The organism is Aquabacterium sp., from assembly GCF_014378415.1.
GTDB lineage: Bacteria > Pseudomonadota > Gammaproteobacteria > Burkholderiales > Burkholderiaceae_C > Aquabacterium.
The window spans coordinates 1-18,683 of the sequence record NZ_JACMNS010000067.1; the positions used below are offsets into that span (position 1 = coordinate 1).

The following is an 18,683-nucleotide window of genomic DNA, read 5'->3' on the forward strand; positions in this document are numbered from 1 at the left end:
GCGGTGCTGGCCTGGCTTTGGTACGACGAAACCATCGACCGCCGAGTGATGTTGGCGATGACCTTGCTGACGCTGGGTGGCATGGTGTTGGTGCTTGATCGCACCGATGCGGGCCGCAGTCAGGTGGCTGGTTTGTTGGCCGTCATGGCCGCCACGGCGGCATGGGGCGTGGACAACGCCTTGTCACGTGCCTTGGCAGATCGAGATCCTGGTCAGGTGGTGATGCTGAAGGGCGCCATCGGTGCCACGGCCACGGCGTCTTTGGCCGTGGTTTTTGGTGAGCCCGTGCCTGGGGTTTTGCCCGCCGTGGGTTTGCTGCTGGTGGGGGCCAGCGGCTACGGCCTGAGCCTGCGTTTTTACCTGCTCGCGCAGCGCGCTTTCGGTGCAGCCCGGACCGGCTCGGTCTTCGCTTTCGCCCCCTTCATCGGCGCCTTGTTGGCGGCCACCTTGGGCGAAGGCATCAACCTGTGGATGCTGGGCGGTGCCGTGTTGATGATGTGCGGGCTGGTGCTCCACCTGGCCGAGACGCACGGGCATGAACATGAGCACGCGCCGATGGCGCACGAGCACGCTCACTCGCACGACGATGGGCACCATGGTCACCTGCACGACCCGATGCCCGTGGGCATGCACAGCCATCCTCACCGACACGAATGGGGCCGGCATTCACATGCGCATGTGCCTGATGAGCACCATGCGCATCCGCATTGAGAAGCCACATCCCTGCGCATGAACGCGCTTGACATTGGCGCTGCGCAGGATTGCTGGTGGTGATTTTTCAGCCCTTGAGTTTGGTGCGCTGTTGCGCCTCTGGGGTTGAATACCACATGTCCACCAGGCCCGAGGCCGACAGAGAGGTCACCTCAGGGCGGGCGACGAGCCAGGCCAGCACTGTGGAGCGATCTTCTTCCGTCACGCTTTGGCGGCCCAGTTTGTCAATGGCACCCCCGGTGGCCCAGCCCCCAAAACTGAGGTTGCGGGGCGCAATGGCCTGAACCAGGAACGAGTCCACCAGGGCCTCGTCGTCTGCATTTTTGGCCAGTTCGGCCTCGAACAGAAATCCCAATTGCTGGAACTCACCGACGTGCAGTTTCTTGTTCAGGCGGCGGCTTCTTGTCTTTGACATGTTCTCTTTCTGTTTTGTTTGAAGTGAGCGCGGTATTTTGAGGGCTACAGCGGCATCCCGCGCATCACGGGGCCGGTTCGATCTGCGCCAACGCGTCTTCGATCGCCTTGGGCGCATCAGGCCGAACCAGTCTGGCCACTTCCCGCCCATCCGACAGGAAAACGAGTGTAGGCCAAAGCTTGACGCGGAAAGATCGGCCCAAGGCACGCCCAGGACCGTCCTCGACCTTGATGTGTGGCACGCCGGGGTGCCTGATCAACGCGGCGGTGATTGATGGCTGGGCTGCGCGGCAGAATCCGCACCACGCCACGCCAAACTCCAGCACCAAGGGCCCGTTGGTGGCGTCAAGCTGTGCCCTGGTCGGGGCGTCGAGCGTGTAGTCCTTGCTGAGGGTCATGGGTGTCTCCGGAGGCGGGCAATTGGCGTTGTGGGGCCTTGGGTCGTGAATGGCAAGCGACATGCCGGGCCCTGAGTGTTTGATTTTTAAGGGCTTTTTATTGGGCCGGGGTCACACGAACTGTGGCTGGGAAGGCGCATGGATGCTGGGTTTGGCGATTTGAGGGTTGAGAGTTACCCGCAAAGTTACCCACAAGTCCTGGGCTTGTTCCGCTCACTGCACGGTCGCCTGGTCGTCGTCGGCCTGTCGTTGCTGCAGCCACTGTCGACCTGGGTCGGTGAGGCGGTATCGTTGCAGTCGGCTCGTGGGTTGATCAGGCAAGGTCATTTCCAGGCAGCCTGAGGCGATGGCTGGCGCCAGGTACGCCTTGCGGAAATGATCTACATTCTTCAGCCCCAGCGCGGCTTGAAGTGTCTGCCGTGGCATCTCGCCATCCACGGCTGCCAGCAGGGTTGCGACTTCCATGGTGACTTGCATGGTGACTTGCATGGTGACTTCGGGGGTAGCCACCACCGAAGTCACCCGCGCCCGTTCGTGCACCGGCAGCCGAATCACAAACGACGTGCGCTCATCGTCGGTCTCGAACATGGGCGAGGGCGAGCCATTGGCCGCCATCACCTTCAGGATCTTGGGAATGCCGGTGGCACGCCCTTCAGTCAGGTCAAGCTCTTTGAGGAACTCGCCGATGCGCCGGTTGCGGTAGCGGCGGCTCACGGCCCGGCCCGCCTGCAAATCGGCCAGCTTGATGGAGCGGTCAGGCCCAGGAAAGCTCAGTACCACCAACTCATCGGGGCTGATGCGCACCTCGATGGGCTCGCGCTCCTCATACGAGCGGTGATAAACCGCGTTGACCACGGCCTCTTCAATGGCGGCGTAGGGAAAGTTCCAGAACCGCTCGGCTTCGGCGCGCTGCGGGGGCTTGATCACCGTTTCATGCAGGTAGTTGCGCTGGATGTAGCCCAACGCCTCGCGCGTCATGCGGCCCAGTGGGCCCGTGAAGACCTTCTCTTCAAACCGATCGCCACCCGCACCCTCGGGGAACCACAGCACGTCGATCTGCGTGCCCGGAAAGAAGCGCTCGGGGGCTTCGTTGAAGAACAGCAAACCAACGTTTTTGGGCATGGGCGATTCGCTCGTGCCGCCCACCACATTCATCTGGCGCCCAAGCGCCTCGCCAGGCAGCGCTTGCGCGTCATCCGCCAGCGCGCTGCCCACCTCGCGCAGAAAGCCCAGCATCAGGGGCTGAGCCAAATCAGCCACGTTGGCGCTTTGGCAAAAACGATCATCGAACGGCACTTTGGCCGCCAGGCGCAACAACTCCTGCTCGTCATCGCCTTTGGCCTCCACCGTGCTGGTGTAGCGGCGGATGTAGTAGTGCCAGGTCTTGTGCTTGGCTGTGACCGAGGCAGGCACCTTGTAAGGGCGAGTCTGCCCGCCTGGTGCCCACAACACGATGAGCTTGCGACCCTCAATGGATTCCACGCTCAACACGGGGAAATAAGGCGGTTGGACCAGTTGGCAGTGGGCCAACAGTTCCTGCTGGATCTTGTCGAGCTGATTGTCGGCCAGGCCTACTGGCGGAAAGACTGGCTGGCCGTTGGCATCGCAGTCTTGCCCGATCACCACATAGCCGCCGCCCAGGTTGGCGAAATCATTGGCGAAGGCGCAGATGGTGCGCAGAATCGGGTCGGGGTTCCAGCCGGTTTTGTATTCGATGCGCTCGCCTTCAACCGTGCGCTGGCGCAGCAAGTCGTTCAAATTGATGGGGAGCTTGGTGGTCATGAGCGTGGGGTGAGGCAACGAGTGCGCAAGGAGCAGCAGACTCCGCACGTTGGATTACACATCATCATGCCCCCGCTCGCCGCCAGGCCCGATCTGTTTGAGCAGACGGTCGAAATCGCTTTCGAACAGCCGATCTTGCACGATGCGGTACTTCTCGAACTCGCTTTCGGCGTGGGCTTTGGCGATTTCAGCAGACACCTTGCCAGCGTCTTGCAACACCTCCCGGTCGGTGGCTTCGATGAACCGATTAAGGCGGGTTTCCCAATCCTGCATGGTCATGGGGATCTTGCGCTGCGCCATGTCCTCGGCCACGTCCAGATAGGCATTGATCAGGCGGGAGAGTTGCGCCATCTCGTGCTCGGTCAGATAGTTCTTGGCCACCACCGCGTCGAACTTCTGAATCTTGCCAAGCGGCGCATCCTTCCAGGTCGTCAACCCCATGTGGTCCTTCGCAGCATCTGCGCGGTGGTAGACCACCTCGGCCGCCGTCTGGCCATGGATGGCCCAGTGCAGCTTGTTTTGCACCGTGGCGAAAAACCGTTTGGTGGCCTGCGCCGTCACGTCGTAATCAATGGCCGTGGCGTAGATGTCGGTGATCTTTTGGTAAAATTTGCGCTCAGAGAGGCGAATCTCCCGGATGCGCTGCAACTGCTCCTCGAAATACCGATCGGTGAGGGCAGAGCCACCTGCCTTGATTCGCTCGTCATCCATCACGTAGGCCTTGATGGTGAACTGCTCGATGACGCCCGTGGCCCATTTGCGGAACTGCACGGCGCGCTCAGAGTTGACCTTGTAGCCCACGGCGATGATTGCGGGCAGCTTGTAATGCTGGGTGTCGTAGTTCTTGCCGTCTGCGGCAGTTATTCGAAATTTTCGAATAACTGCCGCCTCCTCCAGCTCACTGTCGCCAAACACCTTTTTCAGGTGGTAGTTGATGGTGTTGGTTTCCACGTCGTAGAGCACACCCATCATCTTCTGGGTCAGCCAGACGCTTTCGTCCGCATAGATGGCCTCCACGCCGCCCTGGCCGCTGGCTGCGACAAAAGTCAGGTACTCGGCTGCCGACGAGCGGATGAGAGAAGCCTCGGCATTCTTGGGGGGTAGCGGTGGTTTAAGTGACATTCACGCTCCTTATCGACAGGCTATGCATCACACACAAAGTTTCTGACAGGCTCGCCTGCTGAGCAACAACGTTGTCTCTGGGGACGAAAAAAAGCCCTGAGTCGGTGATGACTCAGGGCTTTTCAGATTGGTGGAGCCGGGGGGAATTGAACCCCCGTCCGCAAACCATCACCGAGCAGTTCTACATGTGTAGCCGTCTGATTTGGATCTCACGGACTCTGTCGCGCAGCGGCACGCTACAGAACCCGCCAGTCACTTAATCTTGTTCTCTACCGAGTGACCCGGCAGAGAACCAGCCAATGTGAATGACCTCACAGTCCTTGTCTTACGACTCAGACCCAGCCCATCGGCCAACTGTTGTGAGGCTCACCGGTGTTAAGCGGCGAGTGCGAACGTTTGATCGTTTGCAGTTACTTTGTTTCCAGCTGGATTAACGAGCGAACTGGAGCTCGACATGCCCTACTTCGGATCCGCATCCACGTCGAAACCTGGTCGGCCCCTTTGAAAAAGGTGTCCCATTGTAGGCTCAATCAATTGGGCGTGCTTGCTTGCATGCACCGCTCGGGTCAACATCAACTGCGGTAATCAGCGTTGATCGTCACGTAGTCGTGCGACAAGTCGCAAGTCCACACGGTGGTCTGCGCCGCACCCCGGGCGAGGCCCACGCGCACGGTGATTTCACTTTGCTTCATCACGCGCTGGCCGTCTTCCTCGCGGTAGGCGGGGTGGCGGCCGCCCTTGGTGACCACGTGCACGTCGTCCAGGTGCAGCTCGATCAGGGTCTGGTCCAGGTCGCCAATGCCGGCATAGCCCACGGCGGCCAGGATGCGGCCCAGGTTGGGGTCGCTGGCGAAGAACGCGGTCTTGACCAGGGGCGAGTGCGCGATGGCGTAGGCGGCCAGCTTGCATTCGTCCTCGTTGCGGCCACCTTCCACGGTGATGGTGATGAACTTGGTAGCGCCTTCGCCGTCGCGCACGATGGCCTGGGCCAGTTGCTGCGACACGGCGATCACGGCGGCGCGCAGGGTTTGGCCATCAAAGCTGTCCAGGCTGGTGATCTCGGCGTGGTCGGCCCGGTTGGTGGCGATCAGCACGAAGGAGTCATTCGTGGACGTGTCGCCATCGATGGTGATGCGGTTGAACGATGCGTCGGCCGCTTCGGTCACCAGGGCCTGCAGCAGGCCGGGCGCGATCCTGGCGTCGGTGGCCAAAAAACCCAGCATGGTCGCCATGTTGGGGCGGATCATGCCCGCGCCCTTGCTGATGCCGGTGATGCTGACCGTGGCCCCGCCAATGCTGACCTGGCGCGAGGCGGCCTTGGGCAGGGTGTCGGTGGTCATGATGCCTTCGGCAGCCAGGCCCCACTGGTCGGCCTTCAAATTGGCCAGGGCGGCGGGCAGGCCGGCCTGGATGCGGTCGCTGGGCAGCGTTTCCATGATCACGCCGGTTGAGAAGGGCAGGACCTGTTCGGGCGCGATGTCCAGGTGCTGGGCCAAGGCCACGCAGGTGGCGTGCGCGCGCACCAGGCCGTCTTCGCCGGTGCCGGCGTTGGCGTTGCCGGTGTTGATCACCAGGGCGCGGATCCCGTAGTTGGCGGCCAAGTGCTTCTGGCACAGCTGCACGGGGGCGGCGCAAAAACGGTTCTTGGTGAACACGCCGGCCACGGCACTGCCTTCGTCCAGGGTGATGACCGTCAGGTCGCGGCGGTTGGCCTTGCGGATGCCCGCCATCGTGATGCCCAGCTTGACGCCGGGAACAGGGTGCAGGTCTTGGGGGTTGGGGGCGGACAGATTGACGGGCATGGTGATGAGGCTCCAGCGAAGGCCGTGATTTTCACATGGCTTGTATGAATTGGGCGCCGCATGAAAAAGAGCCCCGAAGGGCTCTTTTTGTGGCGCGTGATTCAGATCACGCCAGCTTGCCGTGGCAGGCCTTGTACTTCAGGCCGCTGCCGCAAGGGCAGGGGTCGTTGCGGCCCACGCGCGGGATCGCATCGGCCAGGTTGCGGCCTTCTTCGGTTTCCGTGGCCACGCTGCCATCCTCGTTGGGGTGGGTGTAAGTCACGTTGGCAATCGACTCGCCTTGTTGCTCAATGGCCTGTGCTGCCAAAGCCGCTTCTTCCTGGCTCTGGATGCGCACCGTCATCAGCTGGCGCGTCACGTTCATCTTGATCACGTCCAGCAACTGGCCGAACAGCTCGAAGGCTTCGCGCTTGTACTCTTGCTTGGGGTTCTTCTGGGCGTAGCCGCGCAGGTGGATGCCCTGGCGCAGGTAATCCAGCGCCGACAAATGTTCGCGCCAATGGCTGTCGATGGCCTGCAGCAGCACCATGCGCTCGAAGGTGCCGAACTGCTCGCGACCCACGTGGGTCACCTTGGTTGTGTAGACCTCGTCACCGGCCTTGAGCACCTGTTGAAGCACATCGTCATCGTCGGCGGCACTGGCGGCTTCGACCCACTTCTTCAGCTCAAGCTCGATCTGCCATTCATCCTTCAGGACTTTTTCCAGGCCGGGCAGGTCCCATTGCTCTTCCAGGCTCTCGGCCGGCACGAAGTTGCGCACCACGTCGGTCAAGGCGCCCTTGCGCAGGTTGTTGATCGACTCGGCCACCTCGGTGGATTCGAGGATCTCGTTGCGCTGCTGGTAGATCACCTTGCGCTGGTCGTTCGACACATCGTCGTATTCCAGCAGCTGCTTGCGCATGTCGAAGTTGTGGCCTTCCACCTTGCGTTGCGCGCTTTCAATGCTGCGGCTCACGATGCCCGCCTCGATGGCCTCGCCCTCGGGCATCTTCAGGCGGTCCATGATGGCGCGCACGCGGTCACCCGCGAAAATGCGCATCAGCTGGTCGTCCAGCGACAGGTAGAAGCGGGTTGAACCCGGATCACCCTGGCGGCCAGCACGGCCACGCAACTGGTTGTCGATGCGGCGTGACTCGTGGCGTTCGGTGGCGATGATGCGCAGGCCACCCAGGTCCTTGACCTTCTGGTTCAGCTCGATCTGCTCGGCCTTCAAGGCCGTGATGCGCTGGGCCTTGGTGGCCTCGTCCAGCGATGCATCTTCTTCGATGTTCTGCACCAGCTTTTCAACGTTGCCGCCCAGCACGATGTCGGTACCGCGACCGGCCATGTTGGTGGCAATGGTGATCATGGCGGGCCGACCAGCCTGGGCCACGATCTCGGCCTCACGGGCATGCTGCTTGGCGTTGAGCACCTGGTGGGGCAGCTTCAGCTTGGTCAGCATGTCGGCCAGCAGCTCGGAGTTCTCGATGCTCGTGGTGCCGACCAAGGTTGGCTGGCCACGGTCGTAGCATTCCTTGATGTCGTCGGCGATGGCCTTGTACTTTTCCTGCGAGGTCTTGTAGACCAGGTCCAGTTGGTCCTTGCGCTGCATGAAGCGGTTGGGCGGGACCACGATGGTTTCCAGGCCGTAGATCTCCTGGAATTCATAGGCCTCGGTGTCGGCCGTGCCGGTCATGCCCGACAGCTTGCCGTACATGCGGAAGTAGTTCTGAAAGGTGATTGAGGCCAGGGTTTGATTCTCGGCCTGGATGTCCACGCCTTCTTTGGCCTCAACAGCCTGGTGCAGGCCATCCGACCAGCGGCGGCCCGACATCAGGCGCCCGGTGAACTCGTCCACGATCACGACTTCGTCTTGCTGTACCACGTAGTGCTGGTCCTTGTGGAACAGGTGGTGCGCGCGCAGGGCGGCGTACAGGTGGTGCATCAGGGTGATGTTGCCGGCGTCGTACAGGCTGGCACCCTCCAGCAGCAGGCCCGCTTCGCCCAGCAGGCGCTCGGCGTTTTCATGGCCTTCTTCGGTCAGGTAGACCTGGCGCGATTTTTCGTCGGCGGTGAAGTCACCCGGCTCGATCACGCCTTCGCCCGTGCGCGGGTCGGCTTCACCGATCTGGCGCTTCAGATGGGGCACCACGGCGTTGATGCTGATGTACATCGCCGTGTGGTCTTCAGCCTGGCCGCTGATGATCAGCGGGGTGCGGGCTTCGTCGATCAGGATGGAGTCGACCTCGTCCACGATGGCGTAGTTCAGGCCACGCTGCACACGGTCGGCCAGCTCGTAGACCATGTTGTCGCGCAGGTAGTCGAAGCCGTACTCGTTGTTGGTGCCGTAGGTGATGTCCGAGTTGTAAGCCTTCTGCTTTTCTTCGCGGCTCATCTGCGGCAGGTTGATGCCCACGCTCAAACCCAGGAAGTTGTACAGCTTGGCCATCCACTCGGCATCGCGGCGTGCCAGGTAGTCGTTGACCGTGACCAGGTGCGTGCCCTTGCCCGTCAGGGCATTGAGGTAGATGGGCAGGGTGGCGGTCAGCGTCTTGCCTTCGCCGGTGCGCATTTCGGCGATCTTGCCGTTGTGCAGGGCCATGCCCCCCACCATCTGCACATCAAAGTGGCGCATCTTGAAGACGCGCTTGGAGCCTTCGCGGACCACGGCAAAGGCTTCGGGCAGCAGGTCGTCCAGCGTCTCGCCCTTGGCCACGCGCTGTTTGAACTCGTCGGTCTTGGCCCGCAACTGCTCGTCGGTCAAGGGCTCAAACGTGGGCTCCAGGGCGTTGATGTTCTCGACCACGCGCCGGTACTGCTTGAGCAGTCGTTCATTGCGGCTACCGAAAATCGAAGTAAGAAGCTTGGGCAACATGGAGAATTTTGGAGAGAACCAGAGCCAAAAAGTGTAGCACCAGGGTGAGGCTCGCTCGTGTCCAAGGGTTCGCCCCTACAATGATCGTGCCATGTACTCCCCTCGCATCAAAGGCGGCGTCGCCTCGTCCAGCCGTACCGTGCGAGTCCTTTTGCTCGCTGCGGCCCTGCTGTGCGCGCAGTGGGTGGGCATGTTGCACCGGATCGACCACGCCAGTGGCCAGGGCCATCTGCAAGTGCATGGTCAAACAGGCGGTTCGCCGGCCAGCCACTCGTCGCTCTCGCATTCCTGCGTGGTGTTCGATGGGGCTTACCTGGCCGATTTGCTGCCCACCTCCCTGGTGGGATTCGTGGCGGCGCACGTCGTCCATGGGCTGCCGTCCGCCACCGGCTTCGCGTCGTGGCAAGGCCGGTTCTTCGGCCATTTCCAGCCGCGTGCCCCGCCGGCTGCCTAAAGGTTCTCCAGCCCTCAGCCCGACCGAGCCAGCCCGCCGCTTTCCTTGATGAGGACGCGCGCCGCTGCCGGTCGTTGATTTGTCCCTCAAGGAATTTTCTTCATGCAGCTCCAACGCACTTTGTTGGCCAGCGCGGTTTTGTCCGTCCTGGCTTCGATCTCTTCTGCCCAAACGGCAGCCCCCACGCCCTCTGCCACACCCGCCGTGGTGCCCGAGCAAGCCACGCCGCTGCCCACGGTGACCGTCACGGCCACGCCCTTCGGTGCCAGCGAAGGGGCTCAGATCCTCGCGCCGGCCAAGGTGCTGGCTGGCGATGAACTCAACAACAAGATGGGTGCATCGCTGGGCGACACCCTGTCCCACGAGTTGGGCGTGTCGGCCTCGGCCTTTGGTGCGGGCGCCTCGCGGCCCATCATCCGCGGCATGGAGGGCTCACGGGTCAAGATCCTGCAAAACGGCATGGACGTGTCCGACGTGTCCGGCCTGTCGAACGACCATGGCGTCTCGATTGACGGCCCCACTGCGCGCCAGATCGAAATCCTGCGCGGCCCGGCGGCGCTGTTGTACGGATCAGGCGCCATCGGTGGCCTGGTCAATGTGGTCAACGACCGCATCCCCACGGTGCTGGAGGCCGAGCCCACGGGCGAGGCCGAACTGCGCTACGGCACCGCAGACAAAAGCGGCACGGCTTCGGTGTCGGCGACGGGTTCTGCCGGGGCCATTGGCCTGCACGTGGATGGCAGCGCCCGCAGCGCCAGCGATTACGAGATCCCCGATGACCGCCGATTGCCCTGGTCCTACACCCGCCAGCACAGCGTCGGCGTGGGGGCGTCCTACATCCAGGACTGGGGCCACATCGGGGGCTCGGTGGGGCAGTTGGAGAACCGCTACGGCATCCCCACCAAAGAAGGCTCGCAGATCGCCCAGAAGCAAACGCGCTACGACCTTGACACGCTGGTCAAGAACCCGTTCGCCTCGTTCGAGACCTTCAAGTTCAAGCTGGGCTACACGGACTACAAGCACTCCGAGCTGGACCTGGCTGGCGTGCCGCAGACCAATTTTGCGAACCGCGCGCTCGAGTCTCGTTGGGAGTTGACGCACGCGCCCGTGGCTGGCTGGCATGGCACCTTTGGCCTGCAAACCGAAGGCAATCAGTTCTCGGCTTTGAGCGCCGACACAGGCGGTCCCGACACCGTGCCGGTCACCAAGTCGACCTCGGCGGCAGGCTTCCTGGTGGAAGAGCGCGACTTTGGCCCGGTGCGCATGAATGCCGGCTTGCGCTATGAAAACGTCAAGCGCCAGCCAGTGACCGGCCAGGACCGTTCATTCAACCTCACCTCGTATTCCGTGGGCGGTTTGTGGCCCTTCACGCCGGGCTATGGCCTGGGTGCCACTGTCTCGGTGGCCGAGCGAGCGCCGGCGACCGAAGAGCTCTACGCCAACGGCCCGCACGATGCCACCGGGACGTTCGACATTGGCAACGCCGCGTTCAAGAAAGAGACCTCGCACAACATCGAACTCACGCTGCAAAAGACCCACGGCCTGGTGCGCTGGAAGACCAATCTGTTCGAGAACCACGTGAAGGATTTCATCCATGGTCAGATCACCGGCAACACCTTGGATGGCGATGGCGTGCCAGGCGGCGAATTTCGCGAGCGCCTTTTCGGCCAGGCCGACGCCGTCATCCGGGGTGTCGAGGCCGAGGTGAGCTACAACCTGCGCGGTCCGGGCTTGTCCTTGCGCGGTTTCACCGACACCTCACGCGGTTCGTTGAACGATGGCGGCAGCTTGCCGCTGCAGCCCGCCATCCGCGTCGGTGCAGACATCGGCTTCAGGCAGGGGCCATGGCGCACGGGTGCCTCGGTCATCCATGCGCAATCGCAGGACCGCCTGGCCGCGTCTGAAACGGCCACGCCGTCTTACACCCAGCTCGACGCCAACCTGGCTTACGTGCAGCGCATCGGCAGCAACGAGGTGACCTGGTTCTTGCTGGCCAAGAACCTGCTGAACGAGGACATCAGGCTGTCAACGTCTGTGCTCAAGGATGTGGCGCCCTTGCCGGGGCGCAACTTCATCGTTGGAGTGCGGACGCAGTTTTAAGCGGAGCCTTGCCCAGACCCGCCAGGAACTTGGCCGGGTCTTGCTGCACCCCTTCCACCAGCACCTCGAAGTGCAGGTGGGGGCCAGTTGACCGGCCCGTCGTGCCCACTTCGGCGATGGGCTGGCCGCGTTTGACCAAGTCGCCCTGGCGCACCAGCATCTTGGAGGTGTGCGCGTAACGCGTCACCAGGCCATTGCCATGGTCCAGCTCTACCAGCAAACCATATTGGGGGTGCGGGCCAGCCGACAGCACCATGCCGCCAGCGGCCGCGTTGATGGGCGTGCCCACGTCAGCGGCGAAGTCAAGGCCGGTGTGCAGCGCGGGCGCGTGGGTGAACGGGTCGGTGCGGAAACCAAAGCCGGAGCCCACCGGCCCCTCGATCGGCGCGCTGCTCGGAATCATCAGGGCCTCCAGCCGCTTCTCAAACAGGCGGGATTCGATCAGCGTGAGCACATCGGCATTGCGGTCGCTCAAGGTGTTCATCTGCGCCATCTGGCTGTTCAAGGCTTCTAGCGTGGTGCTGGAAGGCGCCGGCGTTTGGCGCAAAGGCACCAGCGGGCCCCCACTGGCCGACGACGGCAAGCCCTCGATGTGTTTGAGTTCTTCGGGCTTGATGCCCGCCATGCCGGCCACGCGCTCGTTCACGGCTTCCAGGCGTAGCAGGCGGGCCTGCATCTCGCCGACCCGTTCGGCCATGGCGTCCAGGTTCTCGCGCATGAAGCGGTCACGCTGGGCCAACTCTTTGCGCTCAACGTACCGAACAGCCTCGGAGATGATGGGCCAATGTTCGTGCGCCGCTTTCAGCACAATCGCGTGGTAAAAGCCCAGTGATGCCAGCATCAGCGGCACCAGCAAGGCCAGCACCGTCAAGCCCAGCGACCAAGGGGTGAACTGCAGTATCCGGGTGCGAGCCAGGGGGCTGGTGGTGATCAAAATCTGCATGCAAACGAACCTTTCGCCGATCTATTTGTCATGAGCCGAAAAACCACCTTCAACTTCAAGCCCAGCGTGCCCGACGTGCCTGGGCTGACGGCGGCCTTGTCGCGTGCCACGCCGTTGGTGAGCTTGTTGCAGCGGTTGGAAGCCTCAAAGCAGTGCCTGGAAGCCGTGCGGGCGGTCCTGCCAGCCGGGTTGGCTGCCCATGTGCGCCCTGGCCCCCTGGATGACGAGGGCTGGACCTTGCTGGCCGCCAATTCAGCCGTGTCGGCCAAGTTGCGGCAGTTGCATCCGCATCTCATGGAGGCGCTGCGTCAGAAGGGGCTCAAGGTTAACGCAATCCGGGTTCGCGTACAAACCCAGTGAATTTCAGAGCCACAAAGGCGGGATCTGGGCGGCCAAAGCCTGGCGCTGGCTCACGGCCTTGCCTTGCAGGGCAAAGCCCAGCAATTTGTCAGGCTGACCGAGGGCCGTGAAGCGCGCTTCCAAGGCATCGTCCGTCGTGGTCACGGTCCATTCGCCTTGCGCGTCCAGCGGGGGCGGGCACACCACGGTGGGGCAAGCTGGCGTTTTCACGATCACGGGCATGGCGGGGTAGGCCACGGCTGTTTTCTGCCCGGCCAAGCCCGCCGCCAAGGCGCGAGCCTGCTGCATCAAGGGCAACACATAAGGCAAGTTGTGGCCATCGACTTCGGCGCAATCGCCCACGGCGTAGACGTGCTCGGCGCTGGTGGCCAGGTGGCGGTCTACCACGATGCCCCGGTTGACTGGCAGGCCGGCATGGGCTGCCAAGGCCGTGCGGGGCTTCAGGCCAATGGCCGACAGCACCAGGTCGGTGTTGAAGGTCGAGCCGTCGGTCAGGGTGATTTGCAGGCCCGGGCCATCGCTGGCCAGGTCAACCGATTGCACGGCCACGCCGAAGCGGAAGCGCGCACCGGCGGCTTCCAGCTTGGTTTGCAGGTTCAGGCTGGCGGCCTCTGGCAGCAAGCGGCCCAAGGCGCGGTCGGCCAAATCCAGCACCGTGGGCTCGATGCCCCGGTGCAGCAGGTCGTTGGCGAACTCGCAGCCGATCAGGCCCGCGCCCAGGATGGTCACGCGCTTGACGCCATCGGGGTGGTCCAGCGCTTCGGCAAACTTGGCGAAATCGTCCAGATCATTCACTGACAGCACGCTGTTGGCGGCATTGCCTTTCAAAGGCAAGCGGATCGGGTCAGCGCCCAGGGCCAGCACCACGTCGCGGTAAGGCAGCACTTCACCGCTGGTCAACAACACGGTGCGGGCCTGGGTGTCCAGGCGCTCGACCGTGCTGTGGGGCAGCACCCGTGCATTGATCTCGGCCCCAATCTTGTCGGCGGCCTTCATCACCAGCGTGGCGGCGGTTTTCTTGCCGGCCAGCGCGTTGGACAGCATGGGCTTGGAATAAAAGCCAGCGTGGTCACGGCTGACCACGACGATGGGCACTTGCGCGTCCAGCTTGCGCAACTCGCGGGCCAGGTTGTAGCCCGCCAGGCCAGAACCAATGATGACGACCGAATCAGACGACATGGGGTGATTGCTCTTTCAGATCTCGATCATCTCGAAGTCGGACTTGCCGACACCGCAGTCGGGGCAGGTCCAGGTGTCGGGCACGTCGGCCCACAGGGTGCCGGCGGCGATGCCTTCTGCAGGGATACCAGCGGCTTCGTCATACACGAAACCACAAACGACGCATTGGAAGGTCTTCATTTAGCAAACTTTCAAAAACAGGGGATGGATTCTGGGGCAAAAATGCCCAGGTTCAGGCAGAAATCTTGTCCAGCACGGCTTGATAGGCGTTGGCGTGGCGTTCTTCCACCTTCGTGAGGGCGGCAAAACGTTTGGCGGCTTTTTCAAGCACGGCCTTGAACTGGGCGGCGTGTTCCTTCGATTCGGCGATCTGCTCGTCGATTTCCTTCACGGCCGCATCATGCCCTTCGGCCACGGCCGCGTTGCGAAAGCCGGGGTACATGGTGGTGAACTCGTAGGTTTCGCCCTCGATGGCGAACTGCAGGGCCTTGGCTGGCGTCATGTTGGCCTTGGGGAACAGCAAATCCAGGTGGCCGAAGGCGTGCATCACCTCCTGGTTGGCGGTTTCTTCAAAGTGCTTGGCGGTGTCTTCGTCACCCATCTCGCGGCACAGTTTGGCGAAGTAACGGTACTTGATGTGCGCCATTGATTCGCCTGCAAAAGCGGCTTCCAGGTTCTGGATGGTGGCCGAGGCGGGGTTGTGGAATGGGCTGGCCATGGTGGTGCTCCTTTGTTGATAAGCTGACTGTAGGTGGTGGGGGTTACATTGAAAAGACAATCGATTGAATGGTATTCATCGTTTTTGACTATCTAGCAGGCGCCTTAGAGCATCCCTTTGTGCCAGGCATCCTTCATTGCGGCCAGGGTTGTCTCTGGAATCCTGGGGTCATGAACTGCCTCGTTCAGTGTTGCCTGCATCGCCTGGGCGATTCTTTCCAAGACCAAAGCGGGGCGCTCCACCCCGCATACCGAGCGGCCGAAACGCAGTAGCTCCGAGAGGAGGGGGTAGCCACGCGTCTGTCCCTTGCCTGCAAACAACTTGAGCGCCAGGGTCTGATCTTCCAGCTCCGGGCCGCCGTCATACCTTTGGTAGCGATAGATGGCTGTCGTGACCACATCGAACATCGGCGCCAGCCAAATGTCCTGCGTGTTGCGGTATAACACGCCGAAGTTCTTGAGGTGGCCGTCACCATTTCGCACCATGATCGTGAAGGCGACCTGCTCGAAGAACCGGTGCAAATTCACCTCCGGCAGTTGCAAGAGCTTGAGGACTTCCGCTATGCGCTCGTAGCTGCCGTGATACTTCCGATCTGAGAGAGTGTCACGCACTCGCAAGCCCATCAGAGAGGCGACATCTTCGAAGCCAAGTCGCAGGCCGTCGGGCTCAATGTCGAATCGGTCCAGCAGCAGCAACTGTCCATCGTCGGAAAGCTCAAAGGTTGTCGTTTGTATGCCGGCGCGTTTGGCGGCACTCAGGCACAAGAACTCGTTCGCGGCCAAGCCGGGATAGGCGGGCGAGCCAGCCTTCACGATGAGTGTGGGGATGGGGATCGTTGCACGGGCAGGCACCATGATCTTGGGCTGCATCCCTGCGATGCCGGCACCCGTGCTGAGATAGGCTCTCACGAGTTCATCGAACACGGCTGGCGTAAAGGCGGTCGCAAGCAGCGTTTGGCGGGACAACAAGGGCGGATTTGGTGCCGGCGGTTGCCCGGGCAGCGAATATCCCAGGCGACCGATCCCGTTGGCACCGACCAGCGCCAGCAGGTGCATGGCGGTCAGTGCTTGCTTGGGGAAAAGCTGGCGTAGCCGCATGAACAGATCACCCTCAGGCAGGTTCTGATCCATGACCGGGAACAGATCCCCGTCGTCGTAGGTCATCTGTTCGGGCGGCATTAACAGTCCGACTGATGGTTGGGATCCATCGGCGGTGAGATACCTGAACTCAAAACGGGACTGACGCAGCAACTGACCTCGCAACTGGCCTGCGATTTCCACTTCCAGTAGCTTGATTTTTTCAGGCAGCATCGTCGTCGTCGTCATCGAGGTTGCTGAAGCGCTGAGTCATTTCCGCGAGCGTGGGCAAGCCCGCCCTTTCCAGGTTCAGTACCAGGCCCATGGCGCGCAAAATGTCCATCAGAGAGGCGACGGTCACATCCTCCCCTCGCTCCAGCCGATTCAGGATGTCACGGCTGCGCCCGGAGTTCTTTGCAATGTCCGTCGTTTTGAGGCCAGATGCTTTGCGAGCTTGCTTGACGGCTGTACCGAGATCAATGGGAAGTCTTATTTTGTCCTTCATATAGGACAATATATATTCTAATCTTTATTTTGTCCATTTTAAAGGACGTCACGGCGGCAGCCTTACCCTTGTTGCCATGCATGGGGCGCTGCCGCCAAAGCGGGCGCTTCAATCATCCTTGCAATCCTTCCATCGCAAGGAAGAATTGCAAGGATCATTGGGCTGTTCATGAATCCATGAAATGCCCCCCTACAATTCGTGGAAGATTTCACATGGAAGAAGTGGGCTCATGACTCAACGCAAGTCGTATTCGTTCCGGCAGCTCATTGCTTTATTGACGTCGTTGTCGATACTGGTGGCGCCTTTGGCGCATGCGCAGGGTGGTTTTGGCATCGGCGGGGCTACTTCTGACAGCAGAAATGGCGATTCTTATGGGCCGTCAAGCCAGGGCGGGTTTGGTTCGCCCTTGGGGAGCGCGGGCCGTCCGGGCGCCGACATGGGCGGCATGGACAACACCCTGGGCAGCCCGCAGATTCGCCAATCGTCGGGCGATGAACGCATCGGGTATCCAAATCAAGGCCTGGGCGCTCAAGGGCGAAACGGCAACTCCCAGCAGATTTTCACCGGTGATCAGAATCTAAGGCCCCTGCTGCCCAACGATTTCCAGAAATTTGTGCTGGAAAGCACCGGTCAGTCCTTGCCCTTGTATGGCGCCACCTTCTTCTCGCAGACGGGCAGCAGCTACCAGCCATTGGCCAACACGCCGGTATCGCCCGACTACACCCTGGGCCCTGGTGACGAGGTGTTGATCCGTGGCTGGGGCGCCGTGGATGTTGATGTCAAAGCGGTGGTCGATCGCAATGGTTTGATTCACATCCCGCGCGTGGGGGCTGTCTCGTTGGGCGGCGTCAAGTCTTCGCAAGCCGAAGGCGTCATCCATGCTGCCGTGGGCCGCTATTACCGCGACTTCCAGTTGAGCGTCACGCTGGGCCAATTGCGCGGCGTCACTGTTTACGTGGTCGGTCAGGCGCGCAAGCCGGGCGCTTACACGATGGCCAGCACGTCTACCTTGGTGTCGGCTTTGTTCGCCAGTGGCGGCCCTGGTGCCAATGGCAGCTTGCGCCATGTTCAAGTCAAGCGGGCTGACCGCATCGTGGCCGAGTTAGACCTTTACGACTTTTTGTCCAAGGGTGACAAAAGCGCCGACATCAAGCTGCAGGACGGCGACACCATCGTCATCCCGGCCGCGAGTGGTTACGTGGCCCTGACCGGCAAGGTGAACACGCCTGGTGTGTATGAGTTGTCGGGCAAGAACGACAGCATCGACAGCGTGCTGGCGTTGGCTGGCGGCTTGCCCGTGGTGGCCGATCCCAAGCGCGCTTATCTGGAGCGCGTTGACCCATCACGCAAACCATCGCGCAGCGTTGAAAGTTTTGCGCTGGATGGTGAGGGCCTCAAGCGCAACCTGAAGAGTGGTGACTTGCTGACCGTTCAATCGCTCACGGCAGAGTTTGGCAATGCGATCACCTTGCGTGGCAATGTGGACCAGCCTGTGCGCCTGCCGTGGCACCAGGGCATGAAGATCCGGGATCTGATTCCCAACAAAACCTTCTTGATGTCGCGCGCCTCCGTGAAGCGCCAGAACGAGGTGTTGCTGACCGAGGATGAGAAGCGGCGGATTGAGCGCAATGCCCTGCGTCGCAATCGCATGGACAACGACCAGTTGTCGCCAGACAGCTCCTTGGGTTTGGAAAGCCGGGTGACCGACGCTGACGGCACTGGCCTGGCCGAGGTGCGCGATGTGCGCGAAACCGCTGATACGCTGGCCCAGCGCATCGGCAATCTGGTGGACGAGGTCAATCTTGACTACGCCGTGATTGAACGCGTGGACAGCAACGACGTGTCGGTCAAGTTGGTGCCTTTCAACCTTGGCAAGGCTTTGGCAGATGCGGCCAGCCCCGACAACCTGACCTTGCAGCCAGGCGATGTCGTGACGGTGTTCTCGGTCAACGATGTTCGAGTGCCGCAGGCCAAACGCCAAGTGTTTGTGCGGGTTGAGGGCGAAGTGCAGCGGCCTGGTATCTATCAAATGAAGCCTGGTGACAGCCTGCCCCAATTGGTGGAGTTGGCTGGTGGGCTGACGCCTGATGCGTATTTGTTTGGGTCAAGCTTCTACCGCGAAGAAGTGCGCAAGACGCAGGCGGAGAACTTAGAGCGCCTGGTGCGGCGCTTGGAGGCGCAAAGCCAGACCAAGCTCAGTACATCGGCGGCCAGTTTGTCGAGTGTGAGTGGCGATGCGGTGGCGCAGTTGCGTGTGCAAGCCGA

General features: G+C 61.8%; 17 protein-coding genes and 1 other RNA gene. 5 read left to right on the top strand and 13 right to left on the bottom strand.

Annotated elements, in window-relative coordinates; genetic code table 11:
- A partial coding sequence (locus H7225_RS06615; RefSeq protein ID WP_290660083.1) for a DMT family transporter occupies window positions 1-711 on the top strand: 711 nt, incomplete at its 5' end.
- A 67-nt stretch (window positions 712-778) separates the two neighbouring features.
- Here H7225_RS06615 and H7225_RS06620 read toward each other — a convergent pair.
- The 7 genes from H7225_RS06620 to secA all read right to left on the bottom strand — a co-directional run bounded on the left by H7225_RS06620 (window position 779) and on the right by secA (window position 9,083).
- A complete protein-coding gene (locus H7225_RS06620; protein ID WP_290660085.1) occupies window positions 779-1,126 on the bottom strand; it encodes a YggL family protein in 348 nt (115 codons plus the stop codon).
- 64 nt (window positions 1,127-1,190) lie between these two features.
- Window positions 1,191-1,523 (bottom strand): thioredoxin family protein, encoded by a 333-nt coding sequence (locus H7225_RS06625; RefSeq protein ID WP_290660087.1) that lies wholly within the window; start codon window positions 1,521-1,523, stop codon window positions 1,191-1,193.
- Window positions 1,524-1,736: 213 nt separating this feature from the next.
- Window positions 1,737-3,305 carry a Fic family protein gene (locus tag H7225_RS06630; RefSeq protein WP_290660089.1) on the bottom strand — a complete coding sequence of 523 codons (1,569 nt, stop codon included), beginning with the start codon at window positions 3,303-3,305 and terminating at the stop codon, window positions 1,737-1,739.
- Between the two features lie 54 nt (window positions 3,306-3,359).
- The gene (locus tag H7225_RS06635; RefSeq protein ID WP_290660091.1) at window positions 3,360-4,427 is read right to left on the bottom strand and encodes a virulence RhuM family protein; all 1,068 of its coding nucleotides are present in this window, start codon (window positions 4,425-4,427) and stop codon (window positions 3,360-3,362) included.
- 128 nt (window positions 4,428-4,555) lie between these two features.
- Window positions 4,556-4,927: a transfer-messenger RNA gene (gene ssrA, locus H7225_RS06640) on the bottom strand.
- Between the two features lie 72 nt (window positions 4,928-4,999).
- On the bottom strand, window positions 5,000-6,229 hold the full coding sequence (argJ, locus tag H7225_RS06645) for a bifunctional glutamate N-acetyltransferase/amino-acid acetyltransferase ArgJ (protein ID WP_290660093.1): 1,230 nt from the start codon (window positions 6,227-6,229) through the stop codon (window positions 5,000-5,002).
- A 106-nt stretch (window positions 6,230-6,335) separates the two neighbouring features.
- The gene (gene secA / locus H7225_RS06650; RefSeq protein WP_290660095.1) at window positions 6,336-9,083 is read right to left on the bottom strand and encodes a preprotein translocase subunit SecA; all 2,748 of its coding nucleotides are present in this window, start codon (window positions 9,081-9,083) and stop codon (window positions 6,336-6,338) included.
- Between the two features lie 91 nt (window positions 9,084-9,174).
- Between secA and H7225_RS06655 the strand changes: the two genes are divergently transcribed.
- Window positions 9,175-9,537, top strand: coding sequence for a hypothetical protein (locus H7225_RS06655; protein ID WP_290660097.1), 363 nt, complete (start codon window positions 9,175-9,177; stop codon window positions 9,535-9,537).
- A 102-nt stretch (window positions 9,538-9,639) separates the two neighbouring features.
- The gene (locus H7225_RS06660; RefSeq protein ID WP_290660099.1) at window positions 9,640-11,637 is read left to right on the top strand and encodes a TonB-dependent receptor; all 1,998 of its coding nucleotides are present in this window, start codon (window positions 9,640-9,642) and stop codon (window positions 11,635-11,637) included.
- Here the strand turns inward: H7225_RS06660 and H7225_RS06665 are convergent.
- Complete coding sequence (locus tag H7225_RS06665) at window positions 11,609-12,580, bottom strand: M23 family metallopeptidase (protein ID WP_290660102.1); 972 nt, start codon at window positions 12,578-12,580, stop codon at window positions 11,609-11,611. The genes H7225_RS06660 and H7225_RS06665 overlap by 29 nt on opposite strands.
- A gap of 30 nt (window positions 12,581-12,610) precedes the next feature.
- On the opposite strand from H7225_RS06665, the gene H7225_RS06670 reads away from it, so the two are divergent.
- Window positions 12,611-12,940, top strand: coding sequence for a DciA family protein (locus tag H7225_RS06670; protein WP_290660104.1), 330 nt, complete (start codon window positions 12,611-12,613; stop codon window positions 12,938-12,940).
- A gap of 3 nt (window positions 12,941-12,943) precedes the next feature.
- Here H7225_RS06670 and H7225_RS06675 read toward each other — a convergent pair whose 3' ends face one another.
- From H7225_RS06675 to H7225_RS06695, 5 genes are all read right to left on the bottom strand, one after another.
- A complete protein-coding gene (locus H7225_RS06675) occupies window positions 12,944-14,119 on the bottom strand; it encodes an FAD-dependent oxidoreductase (protein ID WP_290660106.1) in 1,176 nt (391 codons plus the stop codon).
- Between the two features lie 15 nt (window positions 14,120-14,134).
- Window positions 14,135-14,299, bottom strand: a complete 165-nt coding sequence (locus tag H7225_RS06680) for a rubredoxin (protein WP_290660108.1) — start codon at window positions 14,297-14,299, stop codon at window positions 14,135-14,137.
- A gap of 52 nt (window positions 14,300-14,351) precedes the next feature.
- Window positions 14,352-14,837, bottom strand: coding sequence for a rubrerythrin family protein (locus H7225_RS06685; protein WP_290660110.1), 486 nt, complete (start codon window positions 14,835-14,837; stop codon window positions 14,352-14,354).
- Between the two features lie 104 nt (window positions 14,838-14,941).
- A complete protein-coding gene (locus H7225_RS06690; RefSeq protein ID WP_290660112.1) occupies window positions 14,942-16,162 on the bottom strand; it encodes a type II toxin-antitoxin system HipA family toxin in 1,221 nt (406 codons plus the stop codon).
- Window positions 16,137-16,418 (bottom strand): helix-turn-helix transcriptional regulator, encoded by a 282-nt coding sequence (locus tag H7225_RS06695; RefSeq protein ID WP_290660116.1) that lies wholly within the window; start codon window positions 16,416-16,418, stop codon window positions 16,137-16,139. The genes H7225_RS06690 and H7225_RS06695 overlap by 26 nt, the downstream gene beginning before the upstream one ends.
- Window positions 16,419-16,647: 229 nt before the next feature.
- On the opposite strand from H7225_RS06695, the gene H7225_RS06700 reads away from it, so the two are divergent.
- Window positions 16,648-18,683, top strand: a 2,036-nt coding sequence (locus H7225_RS06700; protein WP_290660114.1) for an SLBB domain-containing protein, incomplete at its 3' end; no start/stop codon positions are given.